We start from the raw sequence: 17,104 nt of genomic DNA, 5'->3' as shown, positions 1-17,104 counted from the left end.
CAGAATCTGTAGTCTGGCAACTAGATTCTAGCGTCATCCGTACCGAGGGGCAAGCCCAAGCTGCCCTAATCGAGGTACGACCATGACACACCTGGATTCCCAGAGCGATATTGCCCGCCGCTACAGCCTAACCATCCCCGGCGTCATCCGCTGGCGTAAGGATGGCTCCTTCCCGGCCCCGTTCGCCACCTATGGCGCCAGCAAGCGCCCGCTGTACGATCCTGCCGCCGTTGATGCGTGGGTGCGCAGCCACCGCCCGGAGTATGCCCAAGCGGGCGGGGAGGTGCGCGCATGAACGCTGTTGTCCATCCCTTCGACGAGCCGAGCAAGGCGCCCGACTGGTGCGGCGCCACTGTTATCGGTAGTGACCGTGAGGCGTTCATGATGGCCGCCATGGAGTCACACCGAGTAGAGGTTCGATTCCTGGCAGACCTGGCGGGCTTCGACCCTGATAACCCGCACGACGGCGCAGAGTTGGAGCTACTGAGTGCCCTTATCTGGGGAGACTTTGAGGCCTCCGGCATGACCAAAGGCAGCATGGCCGAATGGCTCGACTGTCACACTGACGAGCAACTGGAGGCGATGCTGTGAGTGACCAGCCTGTAATCAACGTGGAGGCCATCATGGCCTCCGCCAAACGCTCCGCAGAAGAGCAGCACGGCACCCCCGCACAGCGCGAGGCAGAGCGCCAGCGCCGTCTCCGTGACCCCTCATGGCGGACCCATGAGCAGCCCGCCAGCAACGTGGACGCCACGCTAGACAAGCGCCGCGAATGGCTGGCCGAGCGTCCGCGCTTGATGGCGAATCTTAGGCGATGGAAAAACGGGGAGGCCGCCGAGTGGCACCTCGGCGTCTTGCGGTTGTGCCGAACCCGCGATGAGTACGAAGCCGCTCTGGATTACCCCGTCGGCTGCCATTTGTCGTTTGTGGAGGAAGAGCTGGCAGACGCCCGTGAGACTCGGGCGCCGGAAGGCGAGAGCGACCAGCCCGACACCGGGCTGGGCTTCTCGATGATTGGCGACCTCGTGAGCGAGCTGCGCCCCGTCGACTGGCTCGTTAAGCAATACCTCGAAACCGACAGCCTCGGACTGATCTTCGGGCCGCCCAACGTGGGCAAGAGCTTCGTTGCCATCGACTGGGCCTGCTCGATCGCCACCGGCACGCCATGGCATGGCCGCCCAGTCCGCCAGGGCAGTGTGTTCTATCTGGCCGGCGAGGGGCATAACGGCCTCGCGCGGCGTTTCAAGGCGTGGGAGCTGGATCGTGGTGTAAGCCTGGCAGGCGCCCCGCTGGCCGTCTCTAACCGGGCTGCGCTATTGACCGAAGCCGACGCCGCCGCCGAGGTTCTGGGGGCCGTGGAAGCCCTGGCCGAACAGACGGGGCAGGAGCCGGCAGTTATCGTAGTCGACACCCTGTCGCGAAACTTCGGGGCCGACGAGAATGCGACGGCAGACATGAACGCATTTGTACGATCACTGGATGAGCTTAGGCAGCGATGGAAGTGCAGCATCCTGGTTGTGCACCACTCCGGCAAGGACGCCACCAAGGGCGCCAGGGGTAGCACGGTTCTGCGAGGCGCTGTCGAAGCCGAGTATGCCGTGGAGCAGGACGAGCTGGGAGCCGTGACCATTTCTTGCGGGAAGATGAAGGATGCCGCATTCCCGGCTCAACTGTCGTTCACACTGGCGCCAGTGAAGCTGCCCCTTGTCGATGATAACGGCGAGGCGGTCACTTCGGTCGTTCTGGAGCCTATTGATGGGTACGAGCCCCCGCAGCGCGGCAAGGTTGGCAGAGGGAAGAACCAGACCTTGGCGCTTCGAGAGCTTCAGCGCCTTTACGTAGAGCACCACGACCGCCTTGAATCTGGGGGCGCCGATCCTGAAGAGGCCATGGTCAGGATTGACGATTGGCGAGACGCCTGTGGCGGTGCCGGCATTTCCAGGCAGCGGTTCCACGACGTGAAAGCCAGTCTTGAGCGGGCCGGGGAGGTTCTTCTGGCGCCCCCGTATGTCCGCCTCGCGCACTAAGCCAGCCCCACCACCACCGGACCGGCTCCACTGAGGGCCGGTTTTTTGTGCCTGCCAACCATTGAGGCGTCCGGTTTGCGTCCGGTTTGCGTCCGGTTTCGTCACGGTTTGCCCGGTTTGGGCCCGTCCGTCCGTCCGGTTTTCTATAACCGGACGTGACGGGCAAAGCGGACGGTCACCCGGACAGACTGAATGGCCCACCTGAAACGCACGTCCCGAGCAGACCACTACCCTCCGAGCCCCATTGCAATCGCCCCACCGACTGCTATACTGTTCGCATTCTGATTGAAACCCGAACAGTTATAGAGGCGACAGGCATGAGTGACGCGGCCCTCAGCAACGTGGTGGAGATGCACCCGAGCACCGAAAAGCGAACAGTTGGGGGCAGCAGGTCTGCCAACGACGTGGAGCGCGGAAGGAAGCACCTGACCCGCGATGAGGTGCAGGCGCTCACCAAGGCCGCCAAGCAGACACGCAACGGCGAGCGCGACTCGCTGATGATCCGGCTTGCCTTCGAGCATGGGCTGCGCGTCTCCGAGCTGGTGGGGCTGCGCTGGCAGGCGTTCAACCTGGACGCTCACGAGGTGCTGATAACCCGCGCCAAGGGGTCGCTGGACGGCACACATCCCCTGCAAGGCCAGACAATACGGGCCTTGCGCCGCTATCAGCGCAACTCAGGCCGGTCGCATGGCCTGGTGTTCGTAAGCGAGCGTGGGGCGCCGATCAGCGTTGACGGCTTCCGTCGCATGTTTGGGCGGCTCACCGAGAGAGTGCTCGGCATCAAGTGGCATCCTCACGCGCTGCGCCATGCCTGTGGCGTTCACCTCATCAACAACGGCACCGATATTCGCACCGTTCAGCAGTACATGGGGCACGCCAACATCCAGAATACCGTGGCGTACACCGCGCTCACTGGCCGCCAGTTCGAGAAGCTGAGCTTCTGAGCGTCCAACTCTCCCCGATATATTCCCGCCCGCTATAACAGCGGGCTTTTTTATGTCTATAAGTTTGGATAACCCGCCAAATAGGGCTACAATAGGAGGTACATAGAACGAAATGGAATAACGATATGCCCCGAAGCACAGAGTTACCCACCGAATACAGCCACGACTGGCTGGAACGGCTCGACGGTCGCACCCGGCTGGCCCAGGCGGTACGCCAGCGGTACACCGCCCTGACGACCGACCTCGGTGGCCACGAGAACCTGAGCTACCAGCGCCGCAGTCTTGCCAAGCGAGCTGTTTGGATGGAAGCGACCATCGAGCAAGCTGAGGCTGCCCTGGCCCGTGGTGATGAGGTGGATCACGGGGCCATCACGCAAAAAATCAATAGCTTGCTCGGGCTCTACAAGACCCTCGGCCTGGATCGCGTGGCCCAGCCCGTCGAATCCATCAAAGACATCCTCGACAAGCACAAGGCCGCGCAGTGAACATCATCGAGTTCATGGAGTCGCCCGCCCTGACCCCCGGCAGCTTCGAGGGCGATAGCTGGGAGCCGGCTAAAGCGGTCCTGTCAGGCGCGTTCGGGCTGCCCATGGATGCCAACCGCCTGGAGCTGTTCAAGGCCCTTGCAGGGGGACGCGAGGCGCCTACAAGCCGTGTACGGGAATTCTTCTGGATTGCCGGACGCAGATCCTCGAAGACAAACAACGCTGCCGGCATCGCGACCTACATGGCGACTATCGGCGCCGAGCTGTTCGGCTTGCTAGACAAGCTGAAGCCTGGCGAGCGCGGCGTGGTGAATATCATCGCGGTCGACCGCCCTCAGGCAAAGGTCGCATTTTCGTATATCGCCGGGATGTTTGATGCCAGCCCCGTCCTTAGCGGCATGGTGACGAAGCGCACCGCCGACTCAATTGACCTCAATAACCGCGTCTCCATCGAGGTGAATACCAACAGCTTCAAGAGCGTCAGGGGCAGGACGGCGATTTGCACCATCCTCGACGAGTGCGCGTTCTTTAAGGACGAGGCATCCGCCTCCCCCGACGTGGAGCTGTATCGCGCTTGCATCCCGGCACTTGCCACCACTGGCGGCATGCTTCTCGGCATTTCCTCGCCCTGGGCAAAGAAAGGGCTGCTTTACCAGAAGTATCGCAAGCACTTCGCGCAAGACTCCGATGTCCTGGTGGTGCAAGGCTCGACCGAGCAATTCAACCCGACCATTGACCGCCGCATCATTGCGGATGCCTTCGAGGAAGATCCTGAGGGAAGCAAGTCAGAATGGGGCGGCCAGTTCCGTGACGGAATTTCTGACTTCATCACCCGCGAAGCCCTGGACGCCGTGACCCGCGCCGCCCCGCTGATTCGCCCGTATGACCGCCGATTCAAGTTCGTTGGTTTCGCCGATCCGGCAGGCGGGGGCCAGAGCGCCAACGCTGACGAGTTCACGCTTGCCATCGGACACCACGAGGACGGCGTTCTAGTTATCGACCGCGTGGACGCCGCCAGAGGCGTCCCGGCGGAAATCACAGAACGCTTTGCCGGCATCTTGAGTGAGTATGGCGTCAAGCGCATCAACCTGGATCGATTTGCCGGCTCTTGGCCCAGCGACGAGTTCGAGAAACACGGCATCAAGTGCGAGCACTCACCGAAGACCCGCTCAGAGTTGTACATCGACAGCCTGCAGGCAATCACCAGTGGCCGCGTAGAGTTCCCGCCTGACGAGAAGATGATCAGGCAATGGCAGAACTTGGAGCGTCGAACCGCCCGCTCTGGGCGCGAGACAGTGGACCACCCGCCCGGACAGCACGAGGATCGGGCGAACGCTGCTGCCGGATTGATCGCACTGCACGGGCAGAAGAAACGTATGAAAACTTCCGAATGGCTCTAACCGAGGTAACCCCCATGCCTGACGATATGCTCCAAACTCACGGACTCGACCAGATGCAGACCGAGCGCATCGAGCTTGCCTTACAAGACGCCCTCAAGAACGCCCAGCAAGGCGACCACAAGGCGTATCTGCTGGCCACGCTGGCGCAGTCCAACATTTACCTGGTCGAGCGTACACGGCACCTAGAACTCGCTGTGGCGGCGTTGAAAGACCGCGTTTCTGAGCTGGAGGGCAAGTGATGTTCGTTGAAGTCGGATTGATTAAGGACCTGTCGTTTTTCGCCTGCCTGGTCGCGCTGTTTGCTATTGACCTTGGGCTGGCCAAGCGGATCAAGAAGCTGGAGGGGAAAGCAAATGGCTGACGTGATCGACGAGCTTGTCGTCAAGCTGGGCCTCGAACAAGACGCGCAGAGCTTCCGCGAGGCCAAGGCCAATTTCGCTATGGTCACTCGCGCCGCCACGGCCTTCACTAGCGTCATCGCTGCCGGGGTAGGTGGCACTGCCCTGGTGGCCAAGCTGGCCGGAGAGCGACACGAGTTTTCCGCCCTGGCCGACGCCGCCGACATCGCGACGGGGCAAGTGGATCGGCTGGGCTTCGCGCTAGAGCAGGCGGGGGGATCGGAAGACAACGCCCTTAACGTCCTCCGCAACATCCGCGATCTGAGGGACCAAGCCGCTTTCGGTGAGGGCGGCCTTTTCGACGCCGGCATGTTCGGCATCGACGTTGACCGCATTATCAGCGCTCAGGACGAAATGGCGGCGCTGATCGAACTCAGCCGCCAGTTTCAGGGGCTCAGCGACACGCAGCGCAATCGCGCCCTGGATCAACTCGGCCTGAGTGGCCCCGGCATTCAGAACCTTTTGCGCGGTGGTCCCAGCGACTTCCAGTCTGAGCTTGACCGCGCCGCCGAGTTGCGGACCCTCACCGAGGAAGAGATCGAGGTATCCCGCGAACTGAGCCAGACCATGGACGAACTGAGCCGAGCCGTGGACGAGCTGGGCGATGACATCGTGATGCGGTTCGCCCCGGCCATCACCAGCGCCCTCGACAAGTGGGTGGATCACCTGACCGGCGAGGGCTCCGACGACTTCGACGCCGAGGCGTATCGCCGCAGCCTGACCAACAACGCGGGGCTTCCGCCTGAGGCGCTCGGCGCCCGCGTGGATGAGGTCACCGCCCCTCGTGGTGGCTATGACGTTTCCGATGCACTCCTCGATGCGCTGGCCATGCAGGAGAGCGGTGGTCGCCATAGGGATGCACAGGGCAACCTGACCCGCAACGACAGAACCGGGGCGCTGGGGGCTTACCAGATCCTCCCATCTACCGCCGCCGATCCTGGTTTCGGCGTGGACCCGCTGTCGGGCAATTCACGGGAAGAGCACGAACGCTTTGCCGAGGATTACCTGGAAGCGCTGCTAGGGCATTATGACGGCAACATCACGGCGGCGCTGAGTGCCTACCACACCGGCGTGGGGACAGTGGACAAGCTCCTCAAGCAGCACGGGGACAACTTCACCCAGCACCTAGGCCCCGTCGGGCAGCTCTACGCCCCCGACGTGATGAACAACCTTGGTGGTCGAGATCCGTTCGAGCGGCCCCAGGCGTCCGTCACACAGAACATCACCATCCACGCCGAGGGGCAGGACCCTCAGTACATTCGCCGCGAACTTGCCCGGCTGACAGATTCTGCCGTCCGTGACACACAGAACAGGGTGAGCTAATGAGTCTGATTTGGGGTCGAGTTTATAAACTCGAAGTCGGGGACGACGCCGAGAAGCTGGTGGTGGACGGCTTCGCTCCTGACCCGGCTCAGATACAGTTCAGAATAGACCGGGGCTATGGCGGCTTTGACTCTCTCGCCCAAATCGTCGTCTATGGCCTGAGCCGCGAGAGTCGTCAGAAAGTCTATGAGCGTTTCGATACTGTGCGATTTGCGGCGGGCTATCGGGATAACTGGGGCCAGTTGTTTGCCGGCACCATCTACAACGTGAGTATCGGCCGGGATGGGCCTGACACCTTCGTCACGCTCTTCTGCCGGGCGTCCGGGGCCAACTGGGATGACGCCCAGGTAGTGCGCACCTTTGGCCGTGGTGCGCATATGAGCGAGGTGATAACGGCTGTTGCTGAGTCATTCGAGTTACCAGTGGAGCTGGTGGGCGACTTCAGTGATTTACCCACGCTGGCGAGCTCGCTTCCCGTTCAGCAGAGTGCCAATTCCTGGCTTGCCGGTGCGGCTAAAGACTTCGACTTTACTTGGACAATTGATTCTGGCCGGGTGATAATTAGCAGAGACGGTGCAGAGCGGAAAACAGTTCACTCAACTAGCGCATTGACCGGCCTTATAGGAACGCCAATCATCACCCAATATGGCGCCGAAGTGACCACCGCCATGATGCCCGAAGTCCAAATGCTCGACCAAATCGAAGTCACTAACCAGACATCGCAATTCAATTTCAGCAATCCAAACAGTGTGAGTCGCCCCGACACTATTGGAACTCGCCGCTACCGGATTCACGGTATTACCCACGACGGCGATCTGTATTCCGACAACTGGTCAACAACCCTTCAATGCCTGAATCCCAGAACTACCACCCTGAGGTAAGCATGACCCTAGACCAACTGAAACAACTCATTAACGAACAAGACGAAGCCCAGCGCACAGCCTCGGCGGCTGTGCGTCCGGCCCACACAGCCGCGATGGAAGCCGCCCAGGAGCTGCGCGAGAAGCTGGAAGGTAGCACCGACCAGCTAGCCCAGCGCGACGCTCTGAAAGCCGTTGTGGAGGCCGCAGCGGGCAAGGTTTTCTCCACTAAAGCGAGCCTTCCGCAGGCTGGCATCATCCTTGGCCAACATGCCGCCGCCGCTGCTGACCGACCCGGCGTCCCGGCTGCTGCTGGCAGGGATGGGAAATGGCTGATTGCCCACGCCATGAGTAGCACCGCCGGATATTCCCCCAAGCAACGCCAGCAAGTGGTAGCCGCCCTGGTGCTGGCCGCCAATGGTGCCGGTATCGAAACCGGGCTGATTGAGTTCCCCAATTCGTGGGCCGACTTCCCGAGCATGGGCAACCTGGAGCAGATGGCCGAAACCATGGACCCCGACGCAGTGGCCGCCATGCGGGCAGAGCAGGCCGAACAAGCCGCCCTGCTGGCCGAGGCGCTGCGCCTGGAGGATGCGCTTAAGCAGGCCCGCCCCCGCCTTGCCGCCGTGGGCGCTGGCAAGGATGAGATGGTGGTCACCGTCAAGAATACCCGTGGCGGATCTATCGGCGTGGCAGGCGTCACTTTCGAGCCGGGCAACAACGAGGTGTCTGCAGAACAGTTCGCCAAAGTTCGCGGGAAAAAGTCTTTCGAGGCCCAAGTGAAAGATGGATTCCTGGAAGTTGTTTCAAACAGCGTGATTGTGGAGGAAGTGTAATGACTAACCGCTACTTCGAAGACGTGCCCGCTCGCGGGCACTGGATCCGCCCCGGCACCGACCATGCGACTGTCGGTCGCGAGATCGTCGGGAATGCCATGCGCGAATACTTGGCCCGCAACCCCAAGCCCACCGACGACGGCCAGGCGACCATCGACGCCGCCTATGAGGCAGCCCAGCGCCGCAAGGCCAACGCCTGGAAGGATGACGACGGCCGACAGTTGAGCGACGACGCCGCATCGTCCTACCGCCGTGACCTGCCGACTGGCGATTCCTACCAGCGGACGGAAGACGCCATTGAGGACAGCTATCAGCGGTACATGCGCCGCAAGGTGGAGGCATCCAAATGAGCAGATTTCGCGATGCGGACCATTCACACAACTCGGCTACGACGGTCAGGGCGGGTATCCGGCGCGGCCACTCGAAGGGCCATCCCAACGACGACAAGCAGGCCGAATCGCCCGCCGTGGCCCGCTTAAGGGAGCGTCTCAGCCGAGTCAAGGCATGAGCGCCGCGCTGGACGTGCTCGCCATGGAAGGCGGGCATCCGGTCGATGTGGATGGGGTCAGCGGGCGCGAGGAGCTGGCCCGCTGCTGTGGTGAGATATGGCTTCAGGCATTGGCGGTCTACTACCGCGACTGCTGGCAGTCGCTCCGAGGCGTGGCGTCGGCAGACCCCGAGGCGCTGGACGACCTGACCAGAGATAGGAGGCTGCTGGCGAACCTGTGCCGCCCGCTGGATGCTGACCCCGAGGTGGTGGGCGATGCCATGGCGGCGGGGCTGGATGCTGGGCGGCGGTGGGGTGGTTGACCACCAGCGTGGCCGCCCTTGTGTAGGCGTTACGTAATACGTAATTACACCGCTTCGTTATGGAAGCCGCCGGCTGGTGAGCGTGCCATGGTTGGGATTGAGTGGCGAGGGGGTGGGGTGGGTAGATGCAATGCCGACCAATCTAGGGGACGGGCTAGGGGGCGCGTAGGAAGTTCAGCGCGCGGCAAGCTCCGCAATCTCGCTAACATATTGATTTTCATGGCGCCCTCTGCAGGATTCGAACCTGCGACCTGCCGCTTAGGAGGCGGCTGCTCTATCCTGCTGAGCTAAGAGGGCGAAACGAGCGACAGTATAAGCGTCTGAACCGGCGAGATAAACCCGCAGGCGTCCCGCCCGTGAGCCGGCACCGCTTAGCGGGTAGAATGGTCGCCAGCCCTTGTCCGGATGCCCCCATGCCCGAGATCTCCCCCTACCTGTCCGCGGCGGGCGACCGCCACTTCGACGGCCTCGCCGACAAGTTCGCCGGCAGCCTCTATGGCGGGCTGCGCGGGGAACTGCGCCTGGCCCTGCTCGACCGCCTGCTGCCCGAGATGCTGGACCTGCAGGCGCAGCCGGTGCTGGAGGTAGGCGGTGGCCTCGGTCAGCTGGCCGCCTGGCTGAGTGACCGAGGCCATCCCGTCACCCTCACCGAGCCCGCCGGCGAGATGCTGGACCGGGCCGCCGAGCACCTCGGCGACCGGCCGGTGGCCTGCCATCGGCTGCCGCTCCAGTCGCTGCCGGACGAACTGCCGGGCCCCTGGCCGCTGGTCACCTGCCATGCCGTGCTCGAGTGGCTCGCGGAGCCGCGGGCGGCCCTGGCGACCCTGGCCGGCCTGCTGGCGCCGGGAGGGCAGCTCTCGCTGATGGTCTTCAACCGCGATGCCCTGCGCCTGTCCAACGTGGTCAAGGGCAACCTGCAGAAGGCCCTGGACGACCGGCTGGAGGGCCAGGGGCGCCGCCGACGCCTGACCCCCATCTCGCCGCTGACCCATGGGCAGGTCGTCGCCTGGGCCGAGGAACTGGGTCTGTGCGTGTCGCAGGTGGCCGGGGTGCGCGTCTTCCACGATTACCTGCGTGCGCCGCCGGAAGCGGCGACGGATCGCCAGGCCCTGCTCGAGCTGGAGTGGCGCTACAGCCGCGTCGACCCCCACTGGCGGCTGGGCCGCTACCTGCTCTATACCCTGATTCGCCCCGAGGAGCCCGCTTCATGAGTGCCGAGACCCCCGTCTGCCAGCTACTGGAACGCCAGGACGTCGACTATCGCGGCTGGCTGTGGGTGGCCCCGCCCCGGGACGGCTGGCTGGAGGGCGGCGAGGGGCGATTGCTCGCCGCCGACCAGACGGTGCTGTCCGCCTGGCGCGCCCGGGGGCGGCCGGCTGGCTCGCCCTTCGAGGCGGACATGCCGACCCCGCCGGGCGTGGTGCTGTTCTGGCCCAAGGCCCACGCCCTGGGCGAGTGGTGGCTGCTGTGGCTGTGCGCCCACCTGCCGGCGGGGACGCCCTTGCAGGTGGTAGGCGAGAACCAGGGCGGCATCAAGCGGGTGCTCAAGGTCCTGGCGGCTCTGGGGCTCGGCTGCCGCAAGGTCGACAGCGCCCGGCGCTGCACGCTCTTCGCCTCCCGCCTCGACCGGGTCGGTCTCGACCCGGAGGCGGCCTGGACCTCCTTCGAGGCCGAGGGGCTGCGGCTGGCCAGCCACCCGGGCGTCTTCGGCCACGGCAAGCTCGATGAGGGCACCCGGCTGTTGCTGTCGTGGTTGCCTGGCGTGCTGCCCGAGACGGGCCGGGTGCTGGACATGGGCTGCGGGGACGGCATCCTGGCCGCCTGGCTGGCCCGGCGGGGTCTGGCGATCACCGCCGTGGACGTCAACGGCTTCGCCGTGGAGGCGACGCGGCGCAGCCTGGCGGCCAATGCCCTGGACGGTGAGGTGAGGGCGGGGGATGTCTTCGCGGGGCTCGAGGGGCGACGCTTCGACGCCATCGTCAGCAACCCGCCCTTCCACCAGGAGCGCGCCGTGGACTACGGCCCCGCCGGCCGACTGATCCGCGAGGCGCCCAAGCATCTGGTGCCGGGCGGCCGGCTGGTGCTGGTGGCCAACGCCTTCCTGCCCTATCCGGATCTGCTGGAGCAAGCCTTCGGCGGCTTCGAGATCCTCGCCGACGACCGCCGTTTCCGGGTCTATAGCGCCAGGACCTGAAGCGTCTCGTCGGCCGAGGGAGTCTGTCGGACGACAACGAAAAGGGGCATGCCGACCGGGTCGGCATGCCCCGCGGCGGCCGGAGGCACCGGCCGCCGAGCGAGTGCCGATTATTCGGCCTCGGTCTCGCCTTCCATGGAGCCTTCGCCTTCCATGCCGGCCTTGGCGGCCTCGAATTCCTCTTCGCTGATGGCGCCATCGCCATCGGTATCCGCGGTCTCGACGTCCACGCCGGCCGCGGCGGCCTCCTCGGCGCTCAGGGTGCCATTGCCGTCGGCATCCAGGTCGCTGAACTTGGCATGGCTGTCCGCGACGGCGCCGGCGCCGAAGAGCAGGGCGACGGCCAGTAACATGGTTTTCAGCAGGGTCTTGCTCATGATGCACCTCCAGAGTGTCCGGTGAACACGCGGTTTGTGCTGCCACGAGCCGGGCGGCTCGCTTATCCAGTATTAGGCCATTTCCGTGCCACTCGAGAATTAATTTCCTGGATACAAACACTTATTGTGCGCGTCATGCGCGGGGTGTCGCGGGACGGCGGCAGGGGATATCGACAGAGCGTCTCTTTTTGGAGACAGTGATTCTCGCCTGGCGCCAAGCGCTTGATTCGCCTGACAGGGGAGTGTCGCCGAATCGCGGCAGTCACGCGGCCGGCGAGGCGGCAGCGATGCGCTGCCCTAGGGCTGTCGATAGTCGATCGCGGTGATCAGGTAGGTGGTCTCGCCGCCCGGGGCGGTCACCGTGGCCTCGTCGTCGAGCCCCTTGCCCAGCAGCGCCTTGGCCAGGGGGGCGTCGACGCTGATCCAGCGTTTGGTGGTGTCGGTCTCGTCGTGGCCGACGATGCGCAGGTGCAGTTCCTCGCCATCCACGTCCTCGAGCGTCACGAAGGCGCCGAAGAACACCCGCCCGGTATCGGCGGGCAGCCGGTCCACCACCTGGAGCTCGTCCAGGCGCTTGGTCAGGTAGCGGATCCGGGCGATCACCCGGTTCAGCTCCTTCTTGTTGTAGGTGTAGTCGGCGTTCTCGCTGCGATCGCCGAGGGCGGCCGCCTCGCCGACCTTGGCCGAGAGGGCGGGGCGCTTGACCCGCGAGAGGTGGTCGAGGATGCCCCGCAGGCGTTCGGCGCCCTCGGCGGTGATCAGGTTGCTCTTGGGCTCCTGGCGCGGGTCCTTGGCGGGGTCGCGCCAGCGCGTCATGTTGCGGCCTTTCATCCGCGCCTCCCAGGTATCGAATGGCTGCAACATACGCCATCCCTGCGCGACTCGGCAACCGGGGCTCCGGGGCGAGTCCGCCGCCGGGGGTAGGCTGCCCGTGACCGACGGCGTCGGTACCGTCGGTCACCGAGGTTCGCTTCGGCCGGCGGGCGGCGACGGTTGGCAGCCTCCCCCGCGGTCATGATAATGGAGCATTCGCGAACACGGAGGCCCGCATGTCGGAGACCGATCACGCCAATCCGCCCGATGACCTGGCGGCCGCGCCCTTCGATGCCGAGGACGTGGACCTGCTCGAGCGACGCTGCCTCCACCAGGGGTTCTTTCGCCTGGAGGAGCTGCACCTGCGCCACCGCCTCTTCGAGGGCGGCTGGAGCGGGGCGATGGTTCGCGAGGTGCATCAGCGGCACGACGCCGTGGGCGTCTTGCTCTACGATGTCGAGAGGGATGCGGTGGTGCTGGTGGAGCAGTTCCGAGCCGGCGCCCTGGACGACCCCGATTCGCCCTGGAAGCTCGAGATCGTCGCGGGGCTGGTGGAGCGCGGCGAAAGCCTGGCCGAGGTGGCCCGCCGCGAGGCCGAGGAGGAGGCCGGCTGCCGGGTGGGGGAACTGATCGAGCTGCACACCTACTACCCCAGTCCCGGGGCCTGCAACGAGCGGGTCACCCTGTTCTGTGGCCTGATCGACAGCCGGGGGCTGGGCGGCATCCACGGCCTCGACGAGGAACACGAGGACATCCGCGTCCACGTGCTCTCGTTCCACCGGGCCTGGGAACTCCTGCTGGCCGGGCGACTCGACAATGCCATGTGCCTGATCGTCTTCCACTGGTTGGCGGCGCAGCGGGCCTCACTGAGAGCAAGGAGGTAGCGTGTCGAGAAGTGCCTACGTCACCGACCTGAGGACCCTCCAGAGCGAGTGCACCGCCAACTATGTGCGGTTGACCCGCCTGCTGGGGGATCTCGAGGCCGGCGAGAGTCGCGAGGTGGAGCTGGTCAACCAGGGGCGCCGCCTCGGTGCCCTGTGCCTCAAGGTCCAGGAGCGGGCCCCCTACACCAGCATCATCCGGGTCTCCCAGCATGGGGTCCTCGACGCCGTGATCGACACGCCGCGCATGCGGGTCCACCTCTATCACGACGTGCGCATGGCGGAGGTCACCGACTTCCAGCGCCAGCGCCACTTCGATGGCCGCTATCGCTACCCCAACGCCCGCATGCACCAGCCCGACGAGAAGCTCCAGCTCAACCGTTTCCTCGGCGAGTGGCTCGACCACGGCCTGGCCCATGGCCACTCCCTGGACCTGCCGCAACTGCCCTGAGGAGCCCAGTAGCCTGATGCGTCTTATCCAGCTCACCGATTGCCACCTGCATGCCGACCCCCTGGCGCCTTCCCGGACCGGTATTCCCCATCGCCGGCTCGAGCGCGTGGTGGAGGCGGCCGCGCGCCTGCGCCCCGAGGCGGTGCTGGTCACCGGCGACGTCAGTCAGGACGAGACGGCGGCCTCCTATGCCCTGGCCGGGCAGGTCCTGGCCCGCCTCGACTGTCCCTGGTTCTGGCTGCCCGGCAATCATGACGAGCCGCGGCGGATGGCCGAGTACCGCCCCTGCCACGCCAGCCTCGACCTCGGGGGCTGGCGTGTCCTCCTGCTGGACACCCAGGTGGTCGGCCAGGCGGCCGGCGAACTCGGCGAGGCGCGCCTGGCGGGCCTCGCCTCGCGTCTCGCCGACGACGACCGGCCGACCCTGGTGGCCATGCACCATCCCCCCCTGGCCGTCGGCTCGGCCTGGCTCGATGCGCTGGGGCTGGTCGACGCCGAGGCCTTCTGGCGCACCCTCGCCGGCCACGAGTGCGTCCAGGCGGTACTCTGCGGCCATATCCACCAGGCCTTCGTCGGGCATGGTCCGGGCGGGGTCCCAATCTACGGCTGCCCCTCCACCAGCGACCAGTTCCTGCCCGGCAGCGAGACCTTCGCCGTCGACGAGGCGTCCCGCCCCGGCTTTCGCGTGGTCGACCTGCACGGCGGCGCGCTCGCCACCTGGGTGGAGCGGGTCGAGCCCTAATATCCCTTTATCGTATAAAAAGATAGATATTAATTCTTTTACGTTATTATCGGCATGACGATACCCTCTCCCGCATGATCCCAATCCGCCCACGTCATGCGAGGTAGCCGGGCCATGAACAGTCTTCATGCACCGACACGCGAGAGCGCCGTCCAGGCCGAGGGGAGTGCCCCGGGCCTGACGCCGCGGCGGCTGACCCATCTGCAGCAGCTGGAAGCCGAGTCCATCCACATCATCCGCGAGGTGGCGGCCGAGTTCTCCAACCCGGTGATGCTCTATTCCATCGGCAAGGACTCCTCGGTGATGCTGCACCTGGCGCGCAAGGCCTTCTATCCCGGGCCGCCGCCGTTCCCGCTGATGCACGTCAACACCACCTGGAAGTTCCGCGAGATGATCGAGTTCCGCGACCGCATGGCCGCGGAATCCGGCATGGAGCTGATCGAGCACATCAACCAGGAAGGCGTCGAAGCGGGCATCAACCCCTTCGATCATGGCTCCAGCGGCTACACCGACGTGATGAAGACCCAGTCGCTCAAGCAGGCGCTGGACAAGTACGGCTTCGATGCCGCCTTCGGCGGCGCGCGCCGCGACGAGGAGGCCAGCCGCGCCAAGGAGCGCGTGTTCTCCTTCCGCGACAAGCATCACCGCTGGGATCCCAAGAACCAGCGTCCCGAGCTGTGGAACCTCTACAACGCCCGAGTCAACAAGGGCGAGTCGATCCGCGCCTTCCCGCTCTCCAACTGGACCGAGCTGGACATCTGGCAGTACATCTACCTCGAGTCGATCCCCATCGTGCCGCTGTACTTCTCCGCGCCGCGTCCGGTGGTGGAGCGCGACGGCATGCAGATCATGGTCGACGACGACCGCCTGCCGCTCGAGGAGGGCGAGGTGCCGGAAGAGAAGTGGGTGCGTTTCCGCACGCTCGGCTGCTACCCGCTGACCGGCGCGGTGGAGTCCAGGGCCACCACCCTGCCCGAGATCATCCAGGAGATGCTGCTGACCCGCACCAGCGAGCGCAGCGGCCGCGCCATCGACCACGACCAGGCCGGCTCGATGGAGAAGAAGAAGCGCGAGGGGTACTTCTAACATGTCACATCAATCGACACTGATCGCCGACAACATCGAGCAGTACCTGCACGAGCACGAGAACAAGGACCTGCTGCGCTTCATCACCTGCGGGAGCGTCGACGACGGCAAGTCGACCCTGATCGGCCGGCTGCTGCACGACTCCAAGATGATCTTCGACGACCAGCTGGCGGCGATCACCCAGGCGTCGAAGAAGAGCGGCACCACCGGCGAGGAGGTGGACCTGGCGCTGCTGGTGGACGGCCTGCAGTCCGAGCGGGAGCAGGGCATCACCATCGACGTGGCCTATCGCTTCTTCTCCACCGACAAGCGCAAGTTCATCATCGCCGACACCCCGGGGCACGAGCAGTACACCCGCAACATGGCCACCGGCGCGTCCACCGCCGGGCTGGCGGTGATCCTGATCGACGCCCGCTACGGCGTGCAGACCCAGACCAAGCGGCACAGCTTCATCGCCGACCTGGTGGGCATCCGCCACCTGGTGATCGCGGTCAACAAGATGGACCTGGTGGACTACAGCGAGGCGCGCTTCGACGAGATCGTCGCCGAGTATCGCGCCTTCGCCGAGCAGCTGGGCGCCGACGATATCCGCTTCGTGCCGCTCTCGGCGCTCAAGGGCGACAACGTGGTCAACAAGAGCGAGGCCATGGCCTGGTACCAGGGGCCGGCGCTGCTCGAGCTGCTCGAGAGCGTCGAGGTGCGCGCCGACCACAACCTCACCGACCTGCGCCTGCCGGTGCAGTACGTCAACCGGCCGAACCTGGATTTCCGTGGCTACGCCGGGACCCTGGAGGCGGGCATCCTGCGACCCGGCCAGGCCATCAAGGTGCTGCCCTCGGGCAAGACCTCGACGGTCGAGCGCATCGTCACCTTCGATGGCGACCTGGACGATGCCTATCCGGGCCAGGCGATCACCGTCACCCTGGAGGACGAGATTGATATCTCCCGCGGCGACTGGATCGTCGCCGCCGACGCCGAGGTGACCGAGGCCGCGGCCTTCGATGCCGACGTCGTGTGGATGAGCGAGCAGGCCCTGGAGCCGGGCCGCCAGGTCGACTTTCGCCTCGCCGGGCGCTCGGTGCCCGGTCGGGTCGAGACCATCCGCTATCAGGTGGACGTCAACACCCTGGAGCAGCATGCCGCCGAGCGGCTCGAGCTCAACGCCATCGCCCGCTGCCGGGTGGCGCTGACCGGCGAGGTGCCGATCGACGCCTACGAGCGCAGCCCGGGCACCGGCAGCTTCATCGTCATCGACCGGCTGTCCAACATCACCGTGGGCGCGGGCATGATCCGCGGTGCGGCCGAAGCCGGCACCGAGGTGGCGCCGGGCGAGGTCGACTGGGCCGGCTTCGAGGTTGAGCTCAACGCCCTGGTGCGCAAGTACTTCCCGCACTGGGAGGCCAAGGACGTTCGCGACTTGCTGAAGTAGCGATCGGCCCCGGCCGCCAGCGCGGGCCCGGCGACCCCTGGTCGCCGG

General features: G+C 65.2%; 22 protein-coding genes and 1 tRNA gene. 20 read left to right on the top strand and 3 right to left on the bottom strand.

Translation table 11 applies throughout. The features are described 5' to 3' along the window. The first annotated feature begins 82 nt into the window (after positions 1 to 82). The 13 genes from FHR97_RS09505 (at position 83) to FHR97_RS09450 (ending at position 9,083) form a co-directional block, all read left to right on the top strand. Entirely contained in the window at positions 83 to 295 is a 213-nt protein-coding gene (locus FHR97_RS09505; protein ID WP_183383557.1) for a hypothetical protein, read from the top strand. Further along, positions 292 to 591, top strand: coding sequence for a hypothetical protein (locus FHR97_RS09500; RefSeq protein ID WP_183383556.1), 300 nt, complete (start codon positions 292 to 294; stop codon positions 589 to 591). The genes FHR97_RS09505 and FHR97_RS09500 overlap by 4 nt, the downstream gene beginning before the upstream one ends. A gap of 32 nt (positions 592 to 623) precedes the next feature. Next, positions 624 to 2,027 carry an AAA family ATPase gene (locus FHR97_RS09495; RefSeq protein WP_183383555.1) on the top strand — a complete coding sequence of 468 codons (1,404 nt, stop codon included), beginning with the start codon at positions 624 to 626 and terminating at the stop codon, positions 2,025 to 2,027. 317 nt (positions 2,028 to 2,344) lie between these two features. Further along, positions 2,345 to 2,971, top strand: a complete 627-nt coding sequence (locus FHR97_RS09490; protein ID WP_183383554.1) for a tyrosine-type recombinase/integrase — start codon at positions 2,345 to 2,347, stop codon at positions 2,969 to 2,971. Positions 2,972 to 3,096: 125 nt separating this feature from the next. Further along, positions 3,097 to 3,456 (top strand): hypothetical protein, encoded by a 360-nt coding sequence (locus FHR97_RS09485; RefSeq protein WP_183383553.1) that lies wholly within the window; start codon positions 3,097 to 3,099, stop codon positions 3,454 to 3,456. Continuing rightward, positions 3,453 to 4,856 (top strand): hypothetical protein, encoded by a 1,404-nt coding sequence (locus FHR97_RS09480; protein ID WP_183383552.1) that lies wholly within the window; start codon positions 3,453 to 3,455, stop codon positions 4,854 to 4,856. The genes FHR97_RS09485 and FHR97_RS09480 overlap by 4 nt, the downstream gene beginning before the upstream one ends. 14 nt (positions 4,857 to 4,870) lie before the next feature. Next, the gene (locus tag FHR97_RS09475) at positions 4,871 to 5,095 is read left to right on the top strand and encodes a hypothetical protein (protein ID WP_183383551.1); all 225 of its coding nucleotides are present in this window, start codon (positions 4,871 to 4,873) and stop codon (positions 5,093 to 5,095) included. Continuing rightward, the gene (locus tag FHR97_RS20505; RefSeq protein ID WP_281380465.1) at positions 5,095 to 5,217 is read left to right on the top strand and encodes a hypothetical protein; all 123 of its coding nucleotides are present in this window, start codon (positions 5,095 to 5,097) and stop codon (positions 5,215 to 5,217) included. The genes FHR97_RS09475 and FHR97_RS20505 overlap by 1 nt, the downstream gene beginning before the upstream one ends. Then, positions 5,210 to 6,577 (top strand): lytic transglycosylase domain-containing protein, encoded by a 1,368-nt coding sequence (locus FHR97_RS09470; protein WP_183383550.1) that lies wholly within the window; start codon positions 5,210 to 5,212, stop codon positions 6,575 to 6,577. The genes FHR97_RS20505 and FHR97_RS09470 overlap by 8 nt, the downstream gene beginning before the upstream one ends. Further along, positions 6,577 to 7,458: a baseplate hub protein gene (locus FHR97_RS09465; RefSeq protein ID WP_183383549.1), complete on the top strand. Its 882-nt coding sequence runs from the start codon at positions 6,577 to 6,579 to the stop codon at positions 7,456 to 7,458. The genes FHR97_RS09470 and FHR97_RS09465 overlap by 1 nt, the downstream gene beginning before the upstream one ends. Before the next feature lie 2 nt (positions 7,459 to 7,460). Continuing rightward, positions 7,461 to 8,273, top strand: coding sequence for a hypothetical protein (locus FHR97_RS09460; RefSeq protein ID WP_183383548.1), 813 nt, complete (start codon positions 7,461 to 7,463; stop codon positions 8,271 to 8,273). Next, complete coding sequence (locus FHR97_RS09455; protein ID WP_183383547.1) at positions 8,273 to 8,623, top strand: hypothetical protein; 351 nt, start codon at positions 8,273 to 8,275, stop codon at positions 8,621 to 8,623. Before FHR97_RS09460 ends, FHR97_RS09455 begins: the two co-directional genes overlap by 1 nt. 154 nt (positions 8,624 to 8,777) lie before the next feature. After that, positions 8,778 to 9,083, top strand: a complete 306-nt coding sequence (locus FHR97_RS09450) for a hypothetical protein (protein WP_183383546.1) — start codon at positions 8,778 to 8,780, stop codon at positions 9,081 to 9,083. Positions 9,084 to 9,303: 220 nt separating this feature from the next. Here the strand turns inward: FHR97_RS09450 and FHR97_RS09445 are convergent. After that, positions 9,304 to 9,380: transfer RNA gene (locus FHR97_RS09445), tRNA-Arg, on the bottom strand. 116 nt (positions 9,381 to 9,496) lie between these two features. Here FHR97_RS09445 and FHR97_RS09440 point away from each other — a divergent pair. Continuing rightward, positions 9,497 to 10,294 carry a methyltransferase gene (locus FHR97_RS09440; RefSeq protein WP_183383545.1) on the top strand — a complete coding sequence of 266 codons (798 nt, stop codon included), beginning with the start codon at positions 9,497 to 9,499 and terminating at the stop codon, positions 10,292 to 10,294. After that, on the top strand, positions 10,291 to 11,277 hold the full coding sequence (locus FHR97_RS09435; protein WP_183383544.1) for a methyltransferase: 987 nt from the start codon (positions 10,291 to 10,293) through the stop codon (positions 11,275 to 11,277). Before FHR97_RS09440 ends, FHR97_RS09435 begins: the two co-directional genes overlap by 4 nt. A 110-nt stretch (positions 11,278 to 11,387) precedes the next feature. Here the strand turns inward: FHR97_RS09435 and FHR97_RS09430 are convergent, their stop codons facing one another. After that, the gene (locus FHR97_RS09430) at positions 11,388 to 11,654 is read right to left on the bottom strand and encodes an EF-hand domain-containing protein (RefSeq protein ID WP_183383543.1); all 267 of its coding nucleotides are present in this window, start codon (positions 11,652 to 11,654) and stop codon (positions 11,388 to 11,390) included. A gap of 297 nt (positions 11,655 to 11,951) precedes the next feature. After that, the gene (gene greB / locus FHR97_RS09425; RefSeq protein ID WP_183383542.1) at positions 11,952 to 12,485 is read right to left on the bottom strand and encodes a transcription elongation factor GreB; all 534 of its coding nucleotides are present in this window, start codon (positions 12,483 to 12,485) and stop codon (positions 11,952 to 11,954) included. Between the two features lie 218 nt (positions 12,486 to 12,703). Between greB and FHR97_RS09420 the strand changes: the two genes are divergently transcribed. The 5 genes from FHR97_RS09420 to cysN all read left to right on the top strand — a co-directional run bounded on the left by FHR97_RS09420 (position 12,704) and on the right by cysN (position 17,056). Next, complete coding sequence (locus FHR97_RS09420) at positions 12,704 to 13,351, top strand: NUDIX domain-containing protein (protein WP_183383541.1); 648 nt, start codon at positions 12,704 to 12,706, stop codon at positions 13,349 to 13,351. Position 13,352: 1 nt separating this feature from the next. Next, positions 13,353 to 13,799 carry a DUF1249 domain-containing protein gene (locus FHR97_RS09415; protein WP_183383540.1) on the top strand — a complete coding sequence of 149 codons (447 nt, stop codon included), beginning with the start codon at positions 13,353 to 13,355 and terminating at the stop codon, positions 13,797 to 13,799. A gap of 16 nt (positions 13,800 to 13,815) precedes the next feature. Beyond that, positions 13,816 to 14,541, top strand: coding sequence for a phosphodiesterase (locus FHR97_RS09410; protein ID WP_183383539.1), 726 nt, complete (start codon positions 13,816 to 13,818; stop codon positions 14,539 to 14,541). 114 nt (positions 14,542 to 14,655) lie between these two features. Beyond that, entirely contained in the window at positions 14,656 to 15,627 is a 972-nt protein-coding gene (gene cysD / locus FHR97_RS09405; protein WP_246403886.1) for a sulfate adenylyltransferase subunit CysD, read from the top strand. Between the two features lies 1 nt (position 15,628). Then, positions 15,629 to 17,056 carry a sulfate adenylyltransferase subunit CysN gene (gene cysN, locus FHR97_RS09400; RefSeq protein WP_183383538.1) on the top strand — a complete coding sequence of 476 codons (1,428 nt, stop codon included), beginning with the start codon at positions 15,629 to 15,631 and terminating at the stop codon, positions 17,054 to 17,056. The last annotated feature ends 48 nt before the right edge of the window (positions 17,057 to 17,104 follow it).

Origin of the sequence: Halomonas stenophila (genome assembly GCF_014192275.1) — a bacterium.
Taxonomy (GTDB): Bacteria; Pseudomonadota; Gammaproteobacteria; order Pseudomonadales; family Halomonadaceae; genus Halomonas; species Halomonas stenophila.
Note: the sequence above shows the minus strand (reverse complement) of the source record. Positions and strands in the feature narration are given on the sequence as shown.